The following is a 17,892-nucleotide window of genomic DNA, read 5'->3' on the forward strand; positions in this document are numbered from 1 at the left end:
GGTGCCTGGCGGTGGTGCAGGCACTCACTCGGCCGGATGGTCGCGCAAGAACACCAGGTGATCAGGCTTGGACTGTTCGGCGCTGTAGTAGTAGCCCTGTACGTCGAACTGCTTGAGCTGCTGGGGGTCGTTGACCCGCTCTTGGATCACGAAGCGGCTCATCATGCCACGGGCTTTTTTGGCGTAGAAACTGATGATCTTGTACTGGCCGTTCTTCAGGTCCTTGAAGTCGACGTTGATTACCCGGCCTTGGAGGGCGCTGCGTTTCACCGCGCTGAAATACTCGTTGCTGGCCAGGTTCAACAGCAGGTCATCACCCTGCTCGGTCAGCGCCTGGTTCAGCCATTGGCTGATACGCGTGCCCCAGAAGGCATACAGGTCCTTGCCACGGGCATTGGCCAGCTTGGTACCCATTTCCAGGCGGTAAGGCTGCATCAGGTCGAGCGGACGCAGCAGGCCGTACAGGCCGGAGAGCATGCGCAGGTGCTGCTGGGCGTAGGTGAAGTCGTCTTCGCTCAGGGTTTCGGCGTCCAGCCCGGTATACACATCGCCCTTGAAAGCCAGCAGGGCCTGCTTGGCGTTTTCCGGCGTGAAGTCTGGCGTCCAGCTGCCAAAGCGAGCGGCGTTGAGGCCGGCGAGTTTGTCCGACAGGTGCATCAGCTCGCTGATCTGTGCCGGTGACAGCTCACGCAGTTGCACAATCAGCGCCTGGGAATCGTCCAAGTACTGGGGCAGGGTAAAACGCTCGGTCACCGCAGGGGTGTCGTAATCGAGGGTCTTGGCGGGGGAAATCACCGTCAGCATCGGGTCGGCTCCTGGAATCGTTGCCGGGATTCTACGGATTGAAGCAGGGGAACGCCAAACTATGGCGACAATAGTCACAGACCATCGGATGAGCAGGCGCTATAGTGCGCCTTTCGCTGTGACGGAGAGATCGATCGTGCGCATTGCCGGTGTCTTGCTGGCCTCACTCTTGAGCCTGGCCGCCCACGCCGCCCCTATTCCCCCCGCCAGCCTGGACCGCAGCCTGTGGCCCGAACAGTTGGACACGCCAGCGTTGTTCGATGTCGCCTCGCGCGCCGAGATCCTGTCGTTTGCCCAAGTGCTGCACGAAAGTGAGCTGCTCGACGACCAGGCGCTGGCCGCGCGTCTGGGTTTGCGGCAGATCAACCTGCAGAAGGTGCGGGCGCTGCGGGCGCGCCTGTGGCAGCGGCTGTGGCAGGGCTACCAGCAAGCCCAACGCAGCTGCGAGCAGGATGCCTCGTTCTGCTACCTGGTGGAGTCCATGGCCGATTTGCGCACGAAGGCTGCGACCTTCGCCGCCGATGTCGGCACCTTCTATACCGGCTGGGTCGAACCGAGCCACCAGTTCCATGTGCGCTACCTGGATGAGCAACTGCGCAAGGCGGCGCTGTTGCCGCAGATCACCAGCGAGGTCGAACGCCTGTCCAACCGTGAGCGCAGCGGCGATGAGCTTAACGACCGCATGTTCCTGCTGACCTTCGTGGGTGGGCCCGGCCCCCAGGGCAGCACGACCGACACGCTGACCGATTACCTGCGCAAACAGAAGATGCAGGGCACCTTCTTTGTGTTGGGCAACCGCCTGCAGCAGCGGCGTGACGCTGGAGCGGCCAATGCGCTGGGGCAGCTCTATGATGGCCAGTGCGTGGGGCTTCAGGGGTGGGAGTATCGCTCGCATGCCCAGTGGAACGGCTGGCAGGATTCGCTCAGGCGCAGCCAGGCGCGGATCCAGGCCGACCTGCCTGAGCAGTACGTGCCGTTGTTCCGCCCGCCCTATGGTCAGCGCCGGGCCGATGGCGAGGCATTCATGGCCAGCCTGCAGTTGCGGGTGTCGCTGTGGGATATCGACGCACAGGATGACGGCCCGTTGACAGCCCAAGCCTCGGCCCAGCGGGTGGTGACCTTGATGCTGCTGTGGCGCAAGGGGGTGATCCAGTTCCATGACAGCCTGCCCAAGGCGCAGCCGGCGGTGCAATGGTTACTGGAACATACCGCGCAAAGCGGCATTGGCTGGGAGGATTGCCGTGAATACGGCGATCAGGAATAACGGGTCTGACTTCTGACTGTAGTCCCGTATGGGGCCATCGCCAAGTCCTGTTCGTCATTCGGAAAAATAAACTTCACCAACGCGTAAAAATGCTTTTTTTAGTCATGCTTTTTGCGGTATGAAGAAACCAGACAGCCGATTCCTGCAGCACAGGTGGCGTCATCCAAGCCCACCTTGCCAGGTTCACTTCCCGCCCGTAGCGACGCGGATACGGGAAGAACGGCAGTCACTCTGCGGCGCAGCAGACCGCGCCGTGTGGCTTCGACATAAGGTGACCGAGTATGGATGACCAAGGACGCAACCCTTCCTCCAGCAAGCCAATCCTCTATGTGCTCGATACCAACGTCCTGATTCACGACCCCAACGCACTTCTCAACTTCGAGGAGCACCACGTCGCCCTGCCGATGACGGTGCTGGAGGAACTCGACAAGCTCAAGACCGGGAAACACACCATCGCCGCCGAATGTCGCCAGGCCATCCGCCTGATCGACCAGACCCTCGGTGACGCATCGCCCAACGATGTCGAGCAGGGCGTGCCGATCCAACGTGGCAAGGGCGGGCCAAAGGGCTTTCTATCGATCCTGATGAGCCCCCGCAGCGAACCCAACCGGCTGCTGCCGGAGAACCTCAACGACAACATCATCATCAACCAGTTGCTGGAGCTTCGGGCCAAACGTGCCGACCTGGACGTGGTGCTGGTCACCAAAGACATCAACATGCGCCTCAAGGCGCGGGCCTGTGGCATCGCGGCCGAAGACTACAGTACCGACCAGCTGGTCGATGACGTTTCGCTACTTTCCAAGGGCTACCACTCGGTCACCGGTTCGTTCTGGGACCGTGTCAGCAAGGTCGATACCCGTCAGGAGCGGGGACGAACCTGGCATCGTGTGCAACTGATCGACAACCTGCCGGCGGTGCATGTCAACGAGTTCATCATCGATGAGCAGGGGTTCGTGGGTTGGATCAAGGGCATCCGCAACGATGAGCTGCTGCTGCTCGACTTGCACCAGGAGCCACTGTTGCACCAGGAGGCCTGGGGCCTCAAACCGCGGGATATCCATCAAAGCCTGGCGCTGTTCGCGCTGCTCGACCCGGATATCCACCTGGTCAACCTGACCGGCGCCGCCGGCTCTGGCAAAACCATCCTGGCGTTGGCGGCGGCCATCGAGCAGACCATGGTCAGCAAACGTTACCGCCGGATCATCGCCACCCGCAGCGTGCAGGGGCTGGACCAGGAAATCGGCTTTTTGCCGGGCACCGAAGCCGAGAAGATGGAGCCTTGGCTGGGCGCGATCACCGACAACCTCGAAGCGTTGCACATGGATGATGAAAGCACCCACGGCAGTGTCGAATACATCCTCGAGCGGGTCCCCCTGCAGTTCAAATCACTGAACTACATCCGGGGTCGCAGCTTCCAGCAGAGCCTGATCCTGATCGACGAGTGCCAGAACCTGACGCCGCACCAGATGAAAACCATCATCACCCGTGCCGGTTCCGGTTCCAAGGTGGTCTGCCTGGGCAACCTGGCGCAGATCGACACCCCCTACCTGTCCGCGACCAGTTCGGGCCTGACCTACCTGACCGAGCGTTTCAAGGACTTCCCCCACGGTGTGCACATCACCCTGCAAGGTGTACCGCGCTCGGTGCTGGCCGAGTACGCCGAGTCGCATCTGTAGCCTCTCGAACCGGGCGGTGCGCCGCCCGGTTTTTTCCACTGCTCAAACCTGACCCACAGGTTTACACTCTGTGTTCCCTTCACAGGAGCAGAGCAGTGCTGACACATCTTGATTCCCAGGGGCGGGCCAACATGGTCGACGTCACTGAAAAGGCCGTGACCGAGCGCGAGGCCACCGCTGAGGCGCGCGTGCGCATGTTGCCGCAGACCTTGCAGATGATCGTCGAGGGTGAGCATCCCAAGGGCGATGTGTTCGCCGTGGCGCGTATCGCCGGCATTCAGGCAGCGAAGAAGACCAGCGACCTGATCCCGCTGTGCCACCCGCTGATGCTCACCAGCGTCAAGGTCGAGCTGAGCGCCGAGGGCGTGGATGCGGTGCGTATCCTCGCACGCTGCAAGCTGGCCGGGCAGACCGGCGTGGAAATGGAAGCGCTGACCGCGGCCAGCGTTGCCGCACTGACGATCTACGATATGTGCAAGGCGGTGGACAAGGGCATGGTGATCGAGCAGGTGCGCTTGCTGGAGAAGCTCGGCGGAAAGAGCGGCCACTACAAGGCGGATGCGTGATGAACATCAAAGTGATGTATTTCGCCCGTTACCGCGAATTGCTCGGGGTGGATGCCGAGCGCCTGGAAGGTGACTTCAAGGTGCTCGACGATGTACGCCAAGCCTTGGTGGCCAAGGGTGGGCAGTACCAGGTCCTGGCCGAGCAAAACCTGATGTGCGCGCGCAACGAAGAGCTGTGCAAGCTCGATGAGCCGCTGGAAGCGGGCGATGAGGTGGCGTTCTTCCCACCGGTAACCGGAGGCTGAGCATGGCTGTGCGAGTGCAGGACGGTGCGTTCGACCCCGGGGCTGAGGTCAATGCCATGCATGCCGCCAATGTCGGCGTGGGCGCGGTGGTCGGGTTCGTCGGTTACGTGCGCGATTTCAATGATGGCCGGGACGTGGCTGGGATGTTCCTGGAGCATTACCCTGGCATGACCGAGAAGGCGTTGGCGAAGATCGTGGTCGAGGCCGAGCAGCGCTGGCCGTTGCTGAAGGTTGAAGTGCTGCATCGCATTGGTGCGCTGGAGCCTGGGGAGCCGATCGTGTTCGTCGGTGTGGCCAGTGCCCATCGGCAGGCGGCCTTCGATGCCTGCAATTTCATCATGGATTACCTGAAGACCCGTGCGCCGTTCTGGAAGAAGGAAAATACCCAGGAGGGGCCGCGGTGGGTCGAAGGCCGGCAGAGTGATCAGGATGCGGCGGGGCGCTGGTAAGGCCTGATCGATTGGCCGGGGCTTTGCCCCGGATCGCCGGCAAGCCGGCCCACAGGGATCTCGCCAGCTTTTAGAAGTTGAGCAAGACCATTGCCTCCACAGGTAAAGCGCAGGCCTGAAGAACTGCGCGGTCGTGGTGGGAGCCGGCTTGCCGGCGATGGGCTGCGCAGCAGCCCCATAGCAGACCTGTAATAGCCCGAGCGCGCGCGACGGGGCCAGCGGGCATCTGGGTCCGCTTTGCGGCCCAGCGCCGGCAAGCCGGCTTTGTCCCCACCCCTCAATGATGCTTGCGCGGCACCGGCTTGAGCAGCTCGTCCGGCGGCATCTCGCACTTGATCTTGCGCCCCAGCAGCGTCTCGATCGCAGGCAACTGATATGAATCATCCTCACCGGCAAAGCTGATCGACACACCATTGGTGCCGGCACGGCCCGTACGGCCGATACGGTGCACGTAGTCATCCGGGTCTTCCGGCAGGGTGAAGTTGATCACATGGCTGATGCCGTCGATGTGAATGCCTCGCCCCGCCACGTCGGTGGCCACCAGCACGGTGATCCGGCCTTCGCGGAAACTTTCCAGGGTACGTATGCGCTTGTGCTGCGGCACGTCGCCCGACAGCTGGGCGGCATTGATACCGTCGCGTACCAGTTTCTCCTCGATACGCCGCACTTCGTCCTTGCGGTTGGCGAACACCATCACCCGCTCCCACTTGTTCTGGGTCACCAGGTTGTACAACAGCTTGTACTTGTCGCTGCCCGCCACCGCGTAGACGTGCTGTTCGACGGTTTCGCTGGCGACATTCTCCGGCTCGATCTCGACGATCGCAGGGTTGGTGGTCCACTGCTTGGCCAGGTTCATCACGTCGTCGGTGAAGGTGGCAGAGAACAGCAGGGTCTGGCGCTCGCTCTTGGGTGGGGTCTGACGGATGATCTGCCGCACCTGTGGGATGAAACCCATGTCGAGCATACGGTCGGCTTCGTCCAGCACCATCACCTCGACCATGTCCAGATGCACATCGCCGCGCTGGTTGAAGTCCAGCAGGCGGCCAGGGGTGGCCACCAGGATGTCGCAGTGGCGTGCTTCCAGCGCCTTGAGCTGCTTGTCGAAGTCCATGCCGCCGACGAAAGTCATGACGTTCAGGCCGGTGTATTTGGTCAGCGCGGCGGCGTCCTTGGCGATCTGTACCACCAGCTCGCGGGTAGGCGCGATGATAAGCGCACGCGGCTCGCCCATGTAGCGCTCTTTGGGCGGCGGCGTCTGCTGCAGCTGAGAGATGATCGAGATGAGGAACGCGGCGGTCTTGCCGGTGCCGGTCTGCGCGCGGCCAATGGCGTCCTGCCCGCGCAGGGTGTAACCCAATACCTGGGCCTGGATCGGCGTGCAGTAAGGAAAGCCCAGGTCATGGATGGCGTGCATGAGCTCGTTGGAGAGCTTGAAATCGTGGAAGCGGGTCTTGCCTTCCTGTGGTTCGACCACGAAGTCTTCAGGCTTCCAGAGGCTGGCCTGGGGTTTGGGCTTGCGTTCGCGACGGGGCTTGTCCTTGGCCGGCGGCTCGGCTTTGGCCGCGGCGACAGGCAATGGAGCCTTGGCGGCGGCTTCGGTGCGCGGCGTGGAGGGCTGCGGCTCGGGCTGAGCTACGTGCGCCGCAGGCGGCGTGATGCTGGCAGCAGGAGCGACGGCCTGAGGTGCCGCGTCTCCCTTGCCGAATATTTTCTTGAGTGCCTTGAGCACGATCGTCTCATCAACTGATTAAGGAATGTACGCCGGGCAGTGTAATGCAAGATCTGGGCGCGGCGTAGCGGAATGCGCCCACAACTACAAGAGAGCCTGACTATTGCAGTTGCGTGCTCAGCCAGTCGTGGATATCGCTCAGCTCTGCCACCACCACCTCGTGCTCCATTGGGTATTCCTGCCAGCGTGCGGCCACGCCCCAGGTGTTCAGGTACTCGAAAGCGGTGCGGCCCATGGACGGGATCACCACCGGGTCGTGCACCCCATGCAGGCACAGGGCCGGGGTGCGTTGCTGACAGGCGCTCAGCTGATGGGTGTCGTTGAAGGTCGGTGCATAGGTCGACAGTGCGATCACACCGCCCAGCGCTTCTTGCCACTTTATATAAGCGGTGTGCAGCACGACCGCGCCCCCTTGGGAGAAACCGGCCAGGATGATCCGCGTCAGGTCGATGCCTTTGGCCCGTTCGGCTTCGATAAGGGCAATGATCTGGTCGGCCGATTCTTCCAGCTGCGCTTCGTCGATGGCGCGGGCCGGGGTCATGGCCTTGATGTCGTACCAGCTGGGCATGGCATAGCCGCCGTTGATGGTGACTGGCCGGGTCGGCGCCTGGGGCATGACGAACCGCGTGCTCAGCAGACGTTCCTGCATGAATTCGGCAACCGGTAGGAAGTCGTAACGGTCGGCGCCCAGGCCGTGCAACCAGATCACACAGGCATCTGCGGTTTTCTGGGGTTCGAGAATCAACGGGTGGGTCATGACTGCTCCGAAAGTGTGCGAATCGTATGAAGGCATGCGCAAAAAGAAGGCGCTGGAAATGATTGTCGGAAAAAGAATGTCGCAACGATACAACTTTCCCTACTTGACGAGCGCTTAAACGCTTTAGCCGCCAACTATGGTACGCCCCTTGCTATGAAACCTGTGATGCAAGGGTCGGGCCGGTACGGTAACACCCTTGACACGCGAAGGCTGTCATAGAACAGCCCATTGCGCCATTGACCCAATAACAAGCCAACCAGGGTCGGATGCGCCTCATAAGGGTGCGGTGCAATTCCGGCTCGTACAACAAGAGCGATTTGGAGGTTGTGAATGAAGATGTTGAAAACCACCCTGGCAGTCCTCACCGCTGCTGCCGCGCTGGGCGCCGTGAGCAATGCCCAGGCCGGCGCCACCCTCGACGCGGTCAAGAAGAAGGGCTTCGTCCAGTGTGGCGTGAGCGACGGTCTTCCAGGCTTCTCGGTTCCTGATGCGCAGGGCAAGATCATCGGTATCGACGCCGATGTCTGCCGCGCCGTGGCCGCCGCCGTGTTCGGCGATGCCACCAAGGTCAAGTTCAGCCAGCTCAACGCCAAGGAACGCTTCACTGCGCTGCAGTCCGGCGAAGTCGACGTGCTGTCGCGCAACACCACCTGGACCAGCTCGCGCGATGCCGGCATGGGCCTGGTGTTCACGGGCGTCACCTACTATGACGGCGTTGGCTTTCTGGTCAACAAGAAGCTGGGTGTTTCCAGTGCCAAGGAGCTCGATGGCGCGACCATCTGCATCCAGGCCGGTACCACCACTGAGCTGAACGTCTCCGACTACTTCCGCGCCAACGGCCTGAAGTACACCCCGATCACCTTCGATACCTCCGACGAAAGTGCCAAATCGCTGGAGTCTGGCCGTTGCGACGTGCTGACCTCGGACAAGTCGCAGCTGTTCGCCCAGCGTTCCAAGCTGGCCGGCCCGACCGACTACGTGGTGCTGCCGGAAACCATCTCCAAGGAGCCGCTGGGCCCGGTGGTACGCAAGGGCGACGAGGAGTGGTTCAGCATCGTCAAGTGGACCCTGTTCGCCATGCTCAACGCCGAAGAGGCTGGCGTCACCTCGAAGAATGTCGAGGCTGAAGCCAAAGGCACCAAAAATCCTGACGTCGCCCGCCTGCTGGGTGCCGATGGTGAGTACGGCAAAGACCTCAAGCTGCCCAAAGACTGGGTAGTACAGATCGTCAAGCAAGTGGGTAACTATGGCGAGGTGTTCGAGAAGAACCTGGGCCAGAGCACTGACTTGAAGATCGACCGTGGCATGAACGCCCTGTGGAACAACGGCGGCATCCAGTACGCGCCACCTGTGCGCTGATGGCTGCACCCTGCGGCGGCATTCCGCCGCCGCAGGCTGTTCGAATCCCTACTGTCCGGGGCACTTCATGCAAAATCAAATCGGCGCACAAAAGGGGCTGACCCTGAGCGATCCACGTGTGCGCGCGTGGTTGTTCCAGATCCTCACGATCATCTTCGTGGTGGGTCTGGGCTGGTACCTGTTCCACAACACGCAGACCAACCTGCAACACCGGGGCATCACGTCCGGTTTCGACTTCCTCGACCGCAGTGCCGGCTTTGGCATCGCCCAGCATCTGATTCCCTACGTGGAGTCCGACAGCTATGCACGCGTGTTCGTGATCGGCTTGCTCAATACCCTGCTGGTTACCTTCATCGGCGTCATCCTGGCAACGATCCTGGGGTTCATCATCGGTGTGGCTCGCCTGTCACCGAACTGGATGATCAATAAGCTGGCGACGGTGTACGTCGAGACATTCCGCAACATCCCGCCGCTGCTGCAGATCCTGTTCTGGTATTTCGCCGTGTTTCTGACCCTGCCGGGGCCACGGGGCAGCATCAGCTTCGACGATGCCTTCTTCATCAGCAACCGTGGCCTGAACATGCCCGGCGCTACCATGGCCGAAGGCTTCTGGCCATTCGTCGCCGCCCTGGTGCTGGCGATCGTGGCAATCATGGCGATGGTGCGTTACGCCAACAAACGCTTCAACGAAACCGGCGAACCGTTCCACAAGTTCTGGGCAGGGCTTGCCCTGTTCCTGGTGATCCCAGGCCTGTGTGCGGTGCTGTTCGGCAGCCCTGTGCATTGGGAAAACCCGCAGCTCAAAGGTTTCAACTTCGTTGGCGGGTGGGTCCTGATTCCGGAACTGCTTGCGCTGACCTTGGCACTGACCATCTACACCGCCGCGTTCATCGCCGAAATCGTGCGCTCGGGCATCCGTTCGGTCAGCCATGGCCAGACCGAAGCCGCCCGTTCGCTCGGGCTGCGCGAAGGCCCGACGCTGCGCAAGGTGATCATCCCCCAGGCACTGCGGGTGATCATTCCGCCGCTGACCAGCCAGTACCTGAACCTGGCGAAGAACTCGTCGCTGGCGGCCGGCATCGGCTACCCAGAGATGGTCTCGCTGTTCGCCGGTACCGTACTCAACCAGACCGGCCAGGCCATCGAGGTGATCGCCATCACCATGAGTGTCTATCTCGCCATCAGCATCAGCATTTCGCTGCTGATGAACTGGTACAACAAGCGCATTGCGCTGATCGAGCGGTGAGGATACGCCCGTGAATGCCCATGTTTTCAAACCTGACATGCCGCCACCGGTCAAGACCGTCGGCGTGCTCGCATGGATGCGGGCAAACCTTTTCTCCAGCTGGATCAACACCCTGCTGACCCTGTTCGCCGTGTACCTGATATGGCTGATCGTGCCGCCGCTGCTGCAGTGGGCGTTGATCGACGCCAACTGGGTCGGCACCACGCGCGCCGACTGCACCAAGGAGGGCGCCTGCTGGGTGTTCATCCAGCAGCGCTTTGGCCAGTTCATGTACGGCTACTATCCGGTGGAGTTGCGCTGGCGCGTGGACCTGACCGTATGGCTTGCCGTGCTGGGCGCCGCGCCGCTGTTCATCAAGCGTTTCCCGCGCAAGGCCGTCTACGGCCTGGGCTTTCTGGTGGTGTATCCGATCCTGGCCTACACGCTGCTACATGGCGGATACCTTGGCCTGGCAAGCGTGCCGACCAGCCAGTGGGGCGGGCTGATGCTGACCCTGGTCATCGCCACGGTGGGTATCGTGGGCGCCTTGCCGCTGGGCATCCTGCTGGCCTTGGGGCGGCGTTCACGGATGCCGGCGGTGAAGGTGGTCTGCGTGACCTTCATCGAGTTCTGGCGTGGGGTGCCGTTGATCACCGTGCTGTTCATGTCGTCGGTGATGCTGCCGTTGTTCCTGCCCGAAGGCATGAGTTTCGACAAGCTGCTGCGGGCCATGATCGGCGTGATCCTGTTCCAGTCGGCGTACATCGCCGAGGTGGTGCGCGGTGGCCTGCAGGCCATCCCCAAGGGGCAATATGAGGCCGCTGCCGCGATGGGCCTGGGCTACTGGCGTTCGATGGGCCTGGTGATCCTGCCGCAGGCGTTGAAGCTGGTGATCCCTGGCATCGTCAATACCTTCATCGCCCTGTTCAAGGACACCAGCCTGGTCATCATCATCGGCCTGTTCGACCTGCTCAATAGCGTCAAGCAGGCTGCCGCCGACCCGGCGTGGCTGGGCATGGCCACCGAGGGCTATGTGTTCGCAGCCCTGGTGTTCTGGATCTTCTGTTTCGGTATGTCCCGCTACTCCATGCACCTGGAGCGCAAGCTGGACACTGGCCACAAGCGTTAGGAGTTTCGAAATGAGTGAAGCGATCAAGCAGCCTGCCGGCCCAGAAGGCATCATCCAGATGCAGGGCGTCAACAAGTGGTACGGCCAGTTCCATGTGCTGAAGGACATCAACCTGAACGTGCGCCAGGGTGAGCGTATCGTGCTGTGCGGGCCGTCCGGCTCGGGCAAGTCCACCACCATCCGCTGCCTCAACCGCCTGGAAGAACACCAGCAGGGGCGCATCGTGGTCGATGGTGTGGAGCTGACCAACGACCTCAAGCAGATCGAGGCGATCCGCCGTGAGGTGGGCATGGTGTTCCAGCACTTCAACCTGTTCCCGCACCTGACCATCCTGGAAAACTGCACCCTGGCGCCCATGTGGGTGCGCAAGATGCCGCGGCGCAAGGCCGAGGAAATCGCCATGCACTATCTGGAGCGGGTACGCATCCCGGAGCAGGCGCACAAGTTCCCGGGGCAGTTGTCCGGTGGCCAGCAGCAGCGCGTGGCGATTGCCCGGGCGCTGTGCATGAAGCCGAAGATCATGCTGTTCGACGAGCCGACCTCGGCGCTCGACCCGGAAATGGTCAAGGAAGTGCTCGACACCATGGTTGGCCTGGCCGAGGACGGCATGACCATGCTCTGCGTGACTCACGAAATGGGCTTTGCCCGCACCGTGGCGAACCGGGTGATCTTCATGGATAAGGGGGAGATCGTGGAGCAGGCTGCGCCTGATGATTTCTTCGACCGGCCGCGCAGTGACCGTACCAAGCTGTTCCTCAGCCAGATCCTGCATTGAGGCAATTGGGGCCGCGCTGCGGCCCATCGCCGGCCAGCCGGCCCACAGGTACGGCGCCGCGCGCAGGATAGGCGCAGCACTTGTGGCAGCCGGCTGGCCGGCGATGGGCTGCAGAGCAGCCCTTCTGTTATTTCGCTTCTTCTGGGGCAGCTGCCGGAGCAGGTGGCGGCCGCAGGCCCACCTCGGCGATCAGCTTCAGCTGCTGACCGTTACGCATCACCTCGATGGTGATTTTCTCGTTCGGCTTGATCCGCGCCACCTGGTTCATCGACTTGCGCCCGTCACCGGCCGGCTCGCCATTGATGCTCAGGATCACGTCACCGAGTTGCAACCCGGCCTTCTGCGCCGGGCCATCGCGGAAAATGCCCGCGACAACGATACCGGGGCGGCCCTGCATGCCATACGATTCGGCCAGTTCCTGGCTCAGCGGCTGAACTTCGATACCCAGCCAGCCACGAATCACCTGGCCATGCTCGACGATCGACTTCATCACCTCCAGTGCCAGTTTGACCGGGATGGCGAAGCCGATGCCCTGTGAACCGCCAGATTTGGAGAAGATCGCCGTATTGATGCCGACCAGGTTGCCGTTGGCATCGACCAGTGCGCCGCCGGAGTTGCCCGGGTTGATCGCTGCGTCAGTCTGGATGAAGTCTTCGTAGTTGTTCAGCCCCAGCTGGTTGCGGCCAGTGGCGCTGATGATGCCCATGGTAACGGTCTGGCCGACGCCGAAGGGGTTGCCGATGGCCAAGGTGACGTCACCGATGTGGATGGTGTCGGAGCGGCCGATGGTGATTGCCGGCAGGCTCTTGAGGTCGATCTTCAAGACTGCCAGATCGGTTTCGGGGTCGCTGCCGATCACCCGTGCCAGGGTTTCGCGGCCGTCTTTGAGGGCCACGACGATCTGGTCGGCGCCGCTGGTGACGTGGTTGTTGGTCAGCAGATAGCCTTCGGGGCTCATGATCACCGCCGAGCCCAGGCTCGACTCCCAGCGCCGCTGCTTGGGCAGGTTGTCGCCGAAGAAGCGGCGGAACTGCGGGTCTTCGAACAGCGGGTGGGCGCTCTTGTTCACCACCTTGGTGGTGTACAGGTTGACCACGGCGGGGGCGGCGAGGGTGACGGCGTCGGCATAGGACACCGGGCCTTGCATGATCTGCGTGGTCTGTGGCGCTTGTTGCAGGTTTACATCCTGGCTGGGCAGGCCGACCCACTGCGGGAAGCGCTGAATGATCAGTATGGCGATCAGTATGCCGGTGAGCAGGGGCCAGCCAAAATAACGCAAAGCCTTGAACATGAACGAATCCTGGGAGTGGGCGAGGGCCATGGTGGCGCGGCGGAGCGCGAACGCGCGCGATCATACACCGGTTTCCCCAACGCCGGCGACGGCCCATAATGGCGGCCATTATACGGGCGTTGTTCCCGTTGAACGTGCAGATTTCGAGGAGATTTTCCATGGCCGTCGCCCTTGACACCCTGGTTGAAGAAGCCGAGCGTTACCTGGGTAGCGCGAAAATCCAGGATTACTGCCCCAATGGCCTGCAAGTCGAAGGCCGTCCGCAGGTCAGCCGCATCGTCAGCGGCGTCACCGCCAGCCAGGCACTGCTCGATGCCGCAGTCGAGGCACAGGCCGACCTGGTACTGGTGCACCACGGTTATTTCTGGAAGGGCGAGAACCCGTGCATCACGGGGATCAAGCAGCGCCGCTTGAAAACCCTGCTCAAGCACGACATCAGCCTGTTGGCCTTCCATCTGCCGCTGGATGTGCACCCTGAAGTCGGCAACAACGTGCAACTGGCCCGCCAACTGGATATCACTGTCGAAGGGCCGCTGGACCCGAATAACCCCAAGGTGGTCGGGCTGGTAGGTTCGCTGGCCGAGCCTGTGACGGCGCGCGATTTCGCCCGCCGTGTGCAGGAGGTCACGGGGCGTGAGCCGCTGCTGGTCGAGGGTGACCAGGTGATCCGTCGCGTCGGCTGGTGTACCGGCGGAGGGCAGGGCTATATCGATACGGCGATCGCGGCGGGGGTGGACGTGTTCATCAGTGGTGAGGCGTCCGAACAGACCTACCACAGTGCCCGCGAAAATGGCGTGAGCTTCATTGCCGCCGGGCACCATGCCACCGAGCGTTACGGCGTGCAGGCGCTGGGCGACTACCTGGCCCGGCGCTTTGCCCTGGAGCACCTGTTCATCGATTGCCCGAACCCGATCTGAGGCCATCTTCGGCCCAATCGCGGGCAAGCGGGCCTCCAGTGCATGGGCGTCGGTTTGCCGGCGAAAGGGGCCGCAGAGCGGCCCTTCGATAGCCAAACCCCCAGTCATATCGTTAGACCTTTTCGATCTAGTCAGGCGCCTAAATAGAATCAGCCGCTGTGATAAAGTGGCTCGCTCGAACACGGCCCGAAGGCCGTCCATAAGATCGTTTTACGTGAGTAGCCATGGTCGACAAACTGACGCACTTGAAACAGCTGGAGGCGGAAAGCATCCACATCATCCGCGAGGTGGCCGCCGAGTTCGACAACCCGGTGATGCTCTACTCGATCGGCAAGGATTCCGCCGTGATGCTGCACCTGGCACGCAAAGCCTTCTTCCCAGGCAAGCTGCCGTTCCCGGTGATGCACGTCGACACCCAGTGGAAATTCCAGGAGATGTACCGCTTCCGCGACAAGATGGTCGAGGAAATGGGCCTGGAGCTGATCACCCACGTCAACCCTGAAGGTGTGGCGCAGGGCATCAACCCGTTCACCCATGGCAGCTCCAAGCACACCGACATCATGAAAACGCAAGGCCTCAAGCAGGCTTTGGACAAGCATGGTTTCGACGCCGCTTTCGGTGGTGCCCGCCGCGACGAAGAAAAATCGCGTGCCAAAGAGCGTGTCTACTCGTTCCGTGACAGCAAGCACCGCTGGGACCCGAAGAACCAGCGCCCAGAGCTGTGGAACGTCTACAACGGCAAGGTCAACAAAGGCGAGTCGATCCGCGTGTTCCCGCTGTCGAACTGGACCGAGCTGGACATCTGGCAGTACATCTACCTCGAAGGCATCCCGATCGTGCCGCTGTACTTCGCTGCCGAGCGTGAAGTCATCGAGAAGAACGGCACCCTGATCATGATCGACGACGACCGCATCCTCGAGCACCTCTCCGAGGAAGAGAAAGCGCGCATCGTCAAGAAGAAGGTGCGTTTCCGTACCCTCGGTTGCTACCCGCTCACGGGTGCTGTCGAGTCGGAAGCCGAAACGCTCACCGACATCATTCAGGAAATGCTCCTGACGCGCACTTCCGAGCGCCAGGGCCGAGTCATTGACCACGATGGCGCTGGCTCCATGGAAGACAAGAAACGTCAGGGCTACTTCTAAGCTTCAAGTTACAAGCGGCAAGCTGCAAGAAAGAAGCGAAACGCGTTAGCTTCTGAAATTTGCGGACTGCCGCCTGCTCTGCGGCGCAAAGGGAGTGCTCGCAGTGGATTTTGAGAAGTTACTGGTTTGGCAGAGAAGCAAGTGCTTAGCGGTCGAGATATATCGGGCTTTTGCCGAATGCCGAGATTTTGGGTTCCGATCTCAGATCACACGCTCAGCTGTTTCAATACCCTCCAATATTGCTGAGGGGATGGAGCGTAGAGGATGGCGAGAGAAGGTCTGGTTTCTCAGCGTAGCGAAAGCCTCCAGCGCGGAGCTGCGTACGCAACTGATCATCGCCGGTGAAATAGGTTACCTGCCCGCTGAATTGGCTAACGACTGGATTAACGAAACCCGCGAGCTCTCCAAAATGCTTGCAGGGTTGATCAACAAAATTTCTAACTAGCTGTATGCCGACAAGCTTGCTGCTTGAAGCTTACAGCTTGGAGCTTGAATGCAATGAGTCACCAATCCGATCTGATCAGCGAGGACATCCTCGCCTACCTGGCTCAGCACGAGCGTAAAGAACTGCTGCGTTTCCTCACCTGCGGCAACGTGGATGACGGCAAGAGCACCCTGATCGGGCGCTTGCTGCACGATTCGAAGATGATCTACGAGGACCACCTCGAGGCCATCACCCGTGATTCGAAGAAGTCCGGCACCACCGGCGAAGAAGTCGACCTGGCGCTGCTGGTCGATGGCCTGCAGGCCGAGCGTGAGCAAGGCATCACCATCGATGTCGCCTACCGCTATTTCTCCACCGCCAAGCGCAAGTTCATCATCGCCGACACCCCAGGCCACGAGCAGTACACCCGCAACATGGCCACCGGCGCGTCCACCTGTGACCTGGCGATCATTCTGGTCGATGCCCGCTACGGCGTGCAGACCCAGACCCGCCGGCACAGCTACATCGCTTCGTTGCTGGGCATCAAGCACATCGTCGTCGCGGTCAACAAGATGGACCTCAAAGGCTTCGATGAAGGCGTCTTCGAGGCAATCAAGGCCGACTACCTGAAGTTCGCCGATGCCATCAACCTGACCCCGAGCAGCCTGCACTTCGTGCCGATGTCTGCGCTCAAGGGCGACAACGTGGTCAACCGCAGCGAGCGTTCGCCGTGGTACACCGGCCCTGCGCTGATGGAAATCCTCGAAACCGTCGAGGTCGCGGCCGACCGCAACTTCACCGACCTGCGTTTCCCGGTGCAGTACGTCAACCGCCCGAACCTGAACTTCCGCGGCTTCGCCGGCACCCTCGCCAGCGGCGTGGTACACAAGGGCGACGAAATCGTCGTGCTGCCCTCGGGCAAGAGCAGCCGGGTCAAGTCCATCGTCACCTACGAAGGTGAACTGGAGAACGCCGGCCCAGGCCAGGCCGTGACCCTGACCATGGAAGACGAGATCGACATCTCCCGTGGCGACCTGCTGGTACATGCCGACAACGTCCCACCGGTGACCGACCAGTTCGACGCCATGCTGGTATGGATGGCCGAAGAACCGATGCTGCCGGGCAAGAAATACGACATCAAGCGCGCCACCAGCTACGTGCCGGGCTCGATTGCCAGCATCACCCACAAGGTGGATGTGAACACCCTCGAAAAAGATGCAGCCAGCGCGCTGCAGCTGAACGAGATCGGTCGCGTCAAGGTGTCGCTGGACAGCGCCATCGCCCTGGACGGCTATGACAGCAACCGCACCACCGGTGCGTTCATCGTCATCGACCGCCTGACCAACGGCACCGTCGGCGCCGGCATGATCATCGCCCCGCCTGTTCTGCCGCACGGCAGCACCGGCCAGCATGGCAAGCAGGCCCACGTATCTACCGAAGAGCGCGCCCTGCGTTTTGGCCAGCAGCCAGCCACCGTGCTGTTCAGCGGCCTGTCCGGCGCCGGCAAGAGCACCCTGGCCTATGCCGTGGAGCGTAAGCTGTTCGACATGGGCCGTGCGGTGTACGTGCTCGATGGCCAGAACCTGCGCCACGACCTGAACAAGGGCCTGCCGCAAGACCGCGCCGGTCGTACCGAAAACTGGCGCCGCGCCGCCCATGTGGCGCGCCAGTTCAACGAAGCCGGCCTGCTGACCCTGGCTGCGTTCGTGGCCCCGGATGCCGAAGGCCGCGAACAGGCCAAGGCCCTGATCGGCAAAGAGCGCCTGGTGACCGTTTACGTTCAGGCCTCGCCGTTGGCCTGCCGTGAGCGCGACCCGCAGGGCCTGTACGCTGCCGGTGGCGACAACATCCCGGGTGAGAGCTTCCCGTTCGATGTGCCGCTGGATGCCGACCTGGTGATCGATACCCAGAACACCAGTGTTGAAGAAGGCGTGAAGCAGGTGCTGGATGTGCTGCGCCAGCGTGGCGCTATCTAAGCATTGCTGCTTGTGAAAAACCCCGCTTCGGCGGGGTTTTTTGTTGTGCGCCAGGCATGGCGCGTTGCGCGTCAGCGCAACCCGCTTGGCTGTGGTGGCCGAGTGGGTGACTTGGAGGTGAAAGTCCTCTACACACCCGGCAAGGGGAAGTGTTAGCCAGAGGC

17 protein-coding genes are annotated in these 17,892 nt (G+C 61.8%); 13 read left to right on the forward strand and 4 right to left on the reverse strand.

Annotated features, from left to right (window positions below):
- Positions 1-24 precede the first annotated feature (24 nt).
- Positions 25-804: a peroxide stress protein YaaA gene (gene yaaA / locus JNA92_RS21955; RefSeq protein WP_241806627.1), complete on the reverse strand. Its 780-nt coding sequence runs from the start codon at positions 802-804 to the stop codon at positions 25-27.
- A gap of 136 nt (positions 805-940) precedes the next feature.
- Between yaaA and JNA92_RS21960 the strand changes: the two genes are divergently transcribed.
- The 5 genes from JNA92_RS21960 to moaE all read left to right on the forward strand — a co-directional run bounded on the left by JNA92_RS21960 (position 941) and on the right by moaE (position 5,004).
- Positions 941-2,068 (forward strand): polysaccharide deacetylase family protein, encoded by a 1,128-nt coding sequence (locus tag JNA92_RS21960; RefSeq protein WP_241806628.1) that lies wholly within the window; start codon positions 941-943, stop codon positions 2,066-2,068.
- A gap of 281 nt (positions 2,069-2,349) precedes the next feature.
- Positions 2,350-3,744 carry a PhoH family protein gene (locus tag JNA92_RS21965; RefSeq protein ID WP_241806629.1) on the forward strand — a complete coding sequence of 465 codons (1,395 nt, stop codon included), beginning with the start codon at positions 2,350-2,352 and terminating at the stop codon, positions 3,742-3,744.
- A 95-nt stretch (positions 3,745-3,839) separates the two neighbouring features.
- A complete protein-coding gene (moaC, locus tag JNA92_RS21970; RefSeq protein ID WP_241806630.1) occupies positions 3,840-4,310 on the forward strand; it encodes a cyclic pyranopterin monophosphate synthase MoaC in 471 nt (156 codons plus the stop codon).
- Positions 4,310-4,555 (forward strand): molybdopterin converting factor subunit 1, encoded by a 246-nt coding sequence (moaD, locus tag JNA92_RS21975; RefSeq protein WP_241806631.1) that lies wholly within the window; start codon positions 4,310-4,312, stop codon positions 4,553-4,555. Before moaC ends, moaD begins: the two co-directional genes overlap by 1 nt.
- A 2-nt stretch (positions 4,556-4,557) precedes the next feature.
- A complete protein-coding gene (gene moaE, locus JNA92_RS21980) occupies positions 4,558-5,004 on the forward strand; it encodes a molybdopterin synthase catalytic subunit MoaE (protein ID WP_241806632.1) in 447 nt (148 codons plus the stop codon).
- Positions 5,005-5,281: 277 nt separating this feature from the next.
- Here the strand turns inward: moaE and rhlB are convergent, their stop codons facing one another.
- Entirely contained in the window at positions 5,282-6,733 is a 1,452-nt protein-coding gene (rhlB, locus tag JNA92_RS21985) for an ATP-dependent RNA helicase RhlB (RefSeq protein WP_241806633.1), read from the reverse strand.
- Between the two features lie 100 nt (positions 6,734-6,833).
- Positions 6,834-7,490, reverse strand: coding sequence for an alpha/beta hydrolase (locus JNA92_RS21990; protein WP_241806634.1), 657 nt, complete (start codon positions 7,488-7,490; stop codon positions 6,834-6,836).
- 330 nt (positions 7,491-7,820) lie between these two features.
- On the opposite strand from JNA92_RS21990, the gene JNA92_RS21995 reads away from it, so the two are divergent.
- The 4 genes from JNA92_RS21995 to JNA92_RS22010 all read left to right on the forward strand — a co-directional run bounded on the left by JNA92_RS21995 (position 7,821) and on the right by JNA92_RS22010 (position 11,978).
- On the forward strand, positions 7,821-8,849 hold the full coding sequence (locus tag JNA92_RS21995; protein WP_241806635.1) for an amino acid ABC transporter substrate-binding protein: 1,029 nt from the start codon (positions 7,821-7,823) through the stop codon (positions 8,847-8,849).
- A 67-nt stretch (positions 8,850-8,916) separates the two neighbouring features.
- On the forward strand, positions 8,917-10,095 hold the full coding sequence (locus tag JNA92_RS22000) for an amino acid ABC transporter permease (protein WP_241806636.1): 1,179 nt from the start codon (positions 8,917-8,919) through the stop codon (positions 10,093-10,095).
- Between the two features lie 10 nt (positions 10,096-10,105).
- Entirely contained in the window at positions 10,106-11,203 is a 1,098-nt protein-coding gene (locus JNA92_RS22005) for an amino acid ABC transporter permease (protein WP_241806637.1), read from the forward strand.
- Positions 11,204-11,213: 10 nt separating this feature from the next.
- On the forward strand, positions 11,214-11,978 hold the full coding sequence (locus JNA92_RS22010; RefSeq protein ID WP_054899237.1) for an amino acid ABC transporter ATP-binding protein: 765 nt from the start codon (positions 11,214-11,216) through the stop codon (positions 11,976-11,978).
- Between the two features lie 127 nt (positions 11,979-12,105).
- On the opposite strand, the gene algW is transcribed toward JNA92_RS22010, so the two are convergent.
- Positions 12,106-13,269 carry a Do family serine endopeptidase AlgW gene (gene algW / locus JNA92_RS22015; protein ID WP_241806638.1) on the reverse strand — a complete coding sequence of 388 codons (1,164 nt, stop codon included), beginning with the start codon at positions 13,267-13,269 and terminating at the stop codon, positions 12,106-12,108.
- A 158-nt stretch (positions 13,270-13,427) separates the two neighbouring features.
- Between algW and JNA92_RS22020 the strand changes: the two genes are divergently transcribed.
- From JNA92_RS22020 to cysN, 4 genes are all read left to right on the forward strand, one after another.
- A complete protein-coding gene (locus JNA92_RS22020) occupies positions 13,428-14,186 on the forward strand; it encodes a Nif3-like dinuclear metal center hexameric protein (protein WP_241806639.1) in 759 nt (252 codons plus the stop codon).
- A 224-nt stretch (positions 14,187-14,410) separates the two neighbouring features.
- Positions 14,411-15,328 (forward strand): sulfate adenylyltransferase subunit CysD, encoded by a 918-nt coding sequence (cysD, locus tag JNA92_RS22025; RefSeq protein WP_054884652.1) that lies wholly within the window; start codon positions 14,411-14,413, stop codon positions 15,326-15,328.
- 103 nt (positions 15,329-15,431) lie between these two features.
- Entirely contained in the window at positions 15,432-15,773 is a 342-nt protein-coding gene (locus JNA92_RS22030) for a four helix bundle protein (protein ID WP_241806640.1), read from the forward strand.
- 53 nt (positions 15,774-15,826) lie between these two features.
- Positions 15,827-17,728 (forward strand): sulfate adenylyltransferase subunit CysN, encoded by a 1,902-nt coding sequence (cysN, locus tag JNA92_RS22035; RefSeq protein ID WP_241806641.1) that lies wholly within the window; start codon positions 15,827-15,829, stop codon positions 17,726-17,728.
- Positions 17,729-17,892 lie beyond the last annotated feature (164 nt).

The organism is Pseudomonas putida (genome assembly GCF_022627325.1).
GTDB classification, from domain to species: domain Bacteria; phylum Pseudomonadota; class Gammaproteobacteria; order Pseudomonadales; family Pseudomonadaceae; genus Aquipseudomonas; species Aquipseudomonas putida_X.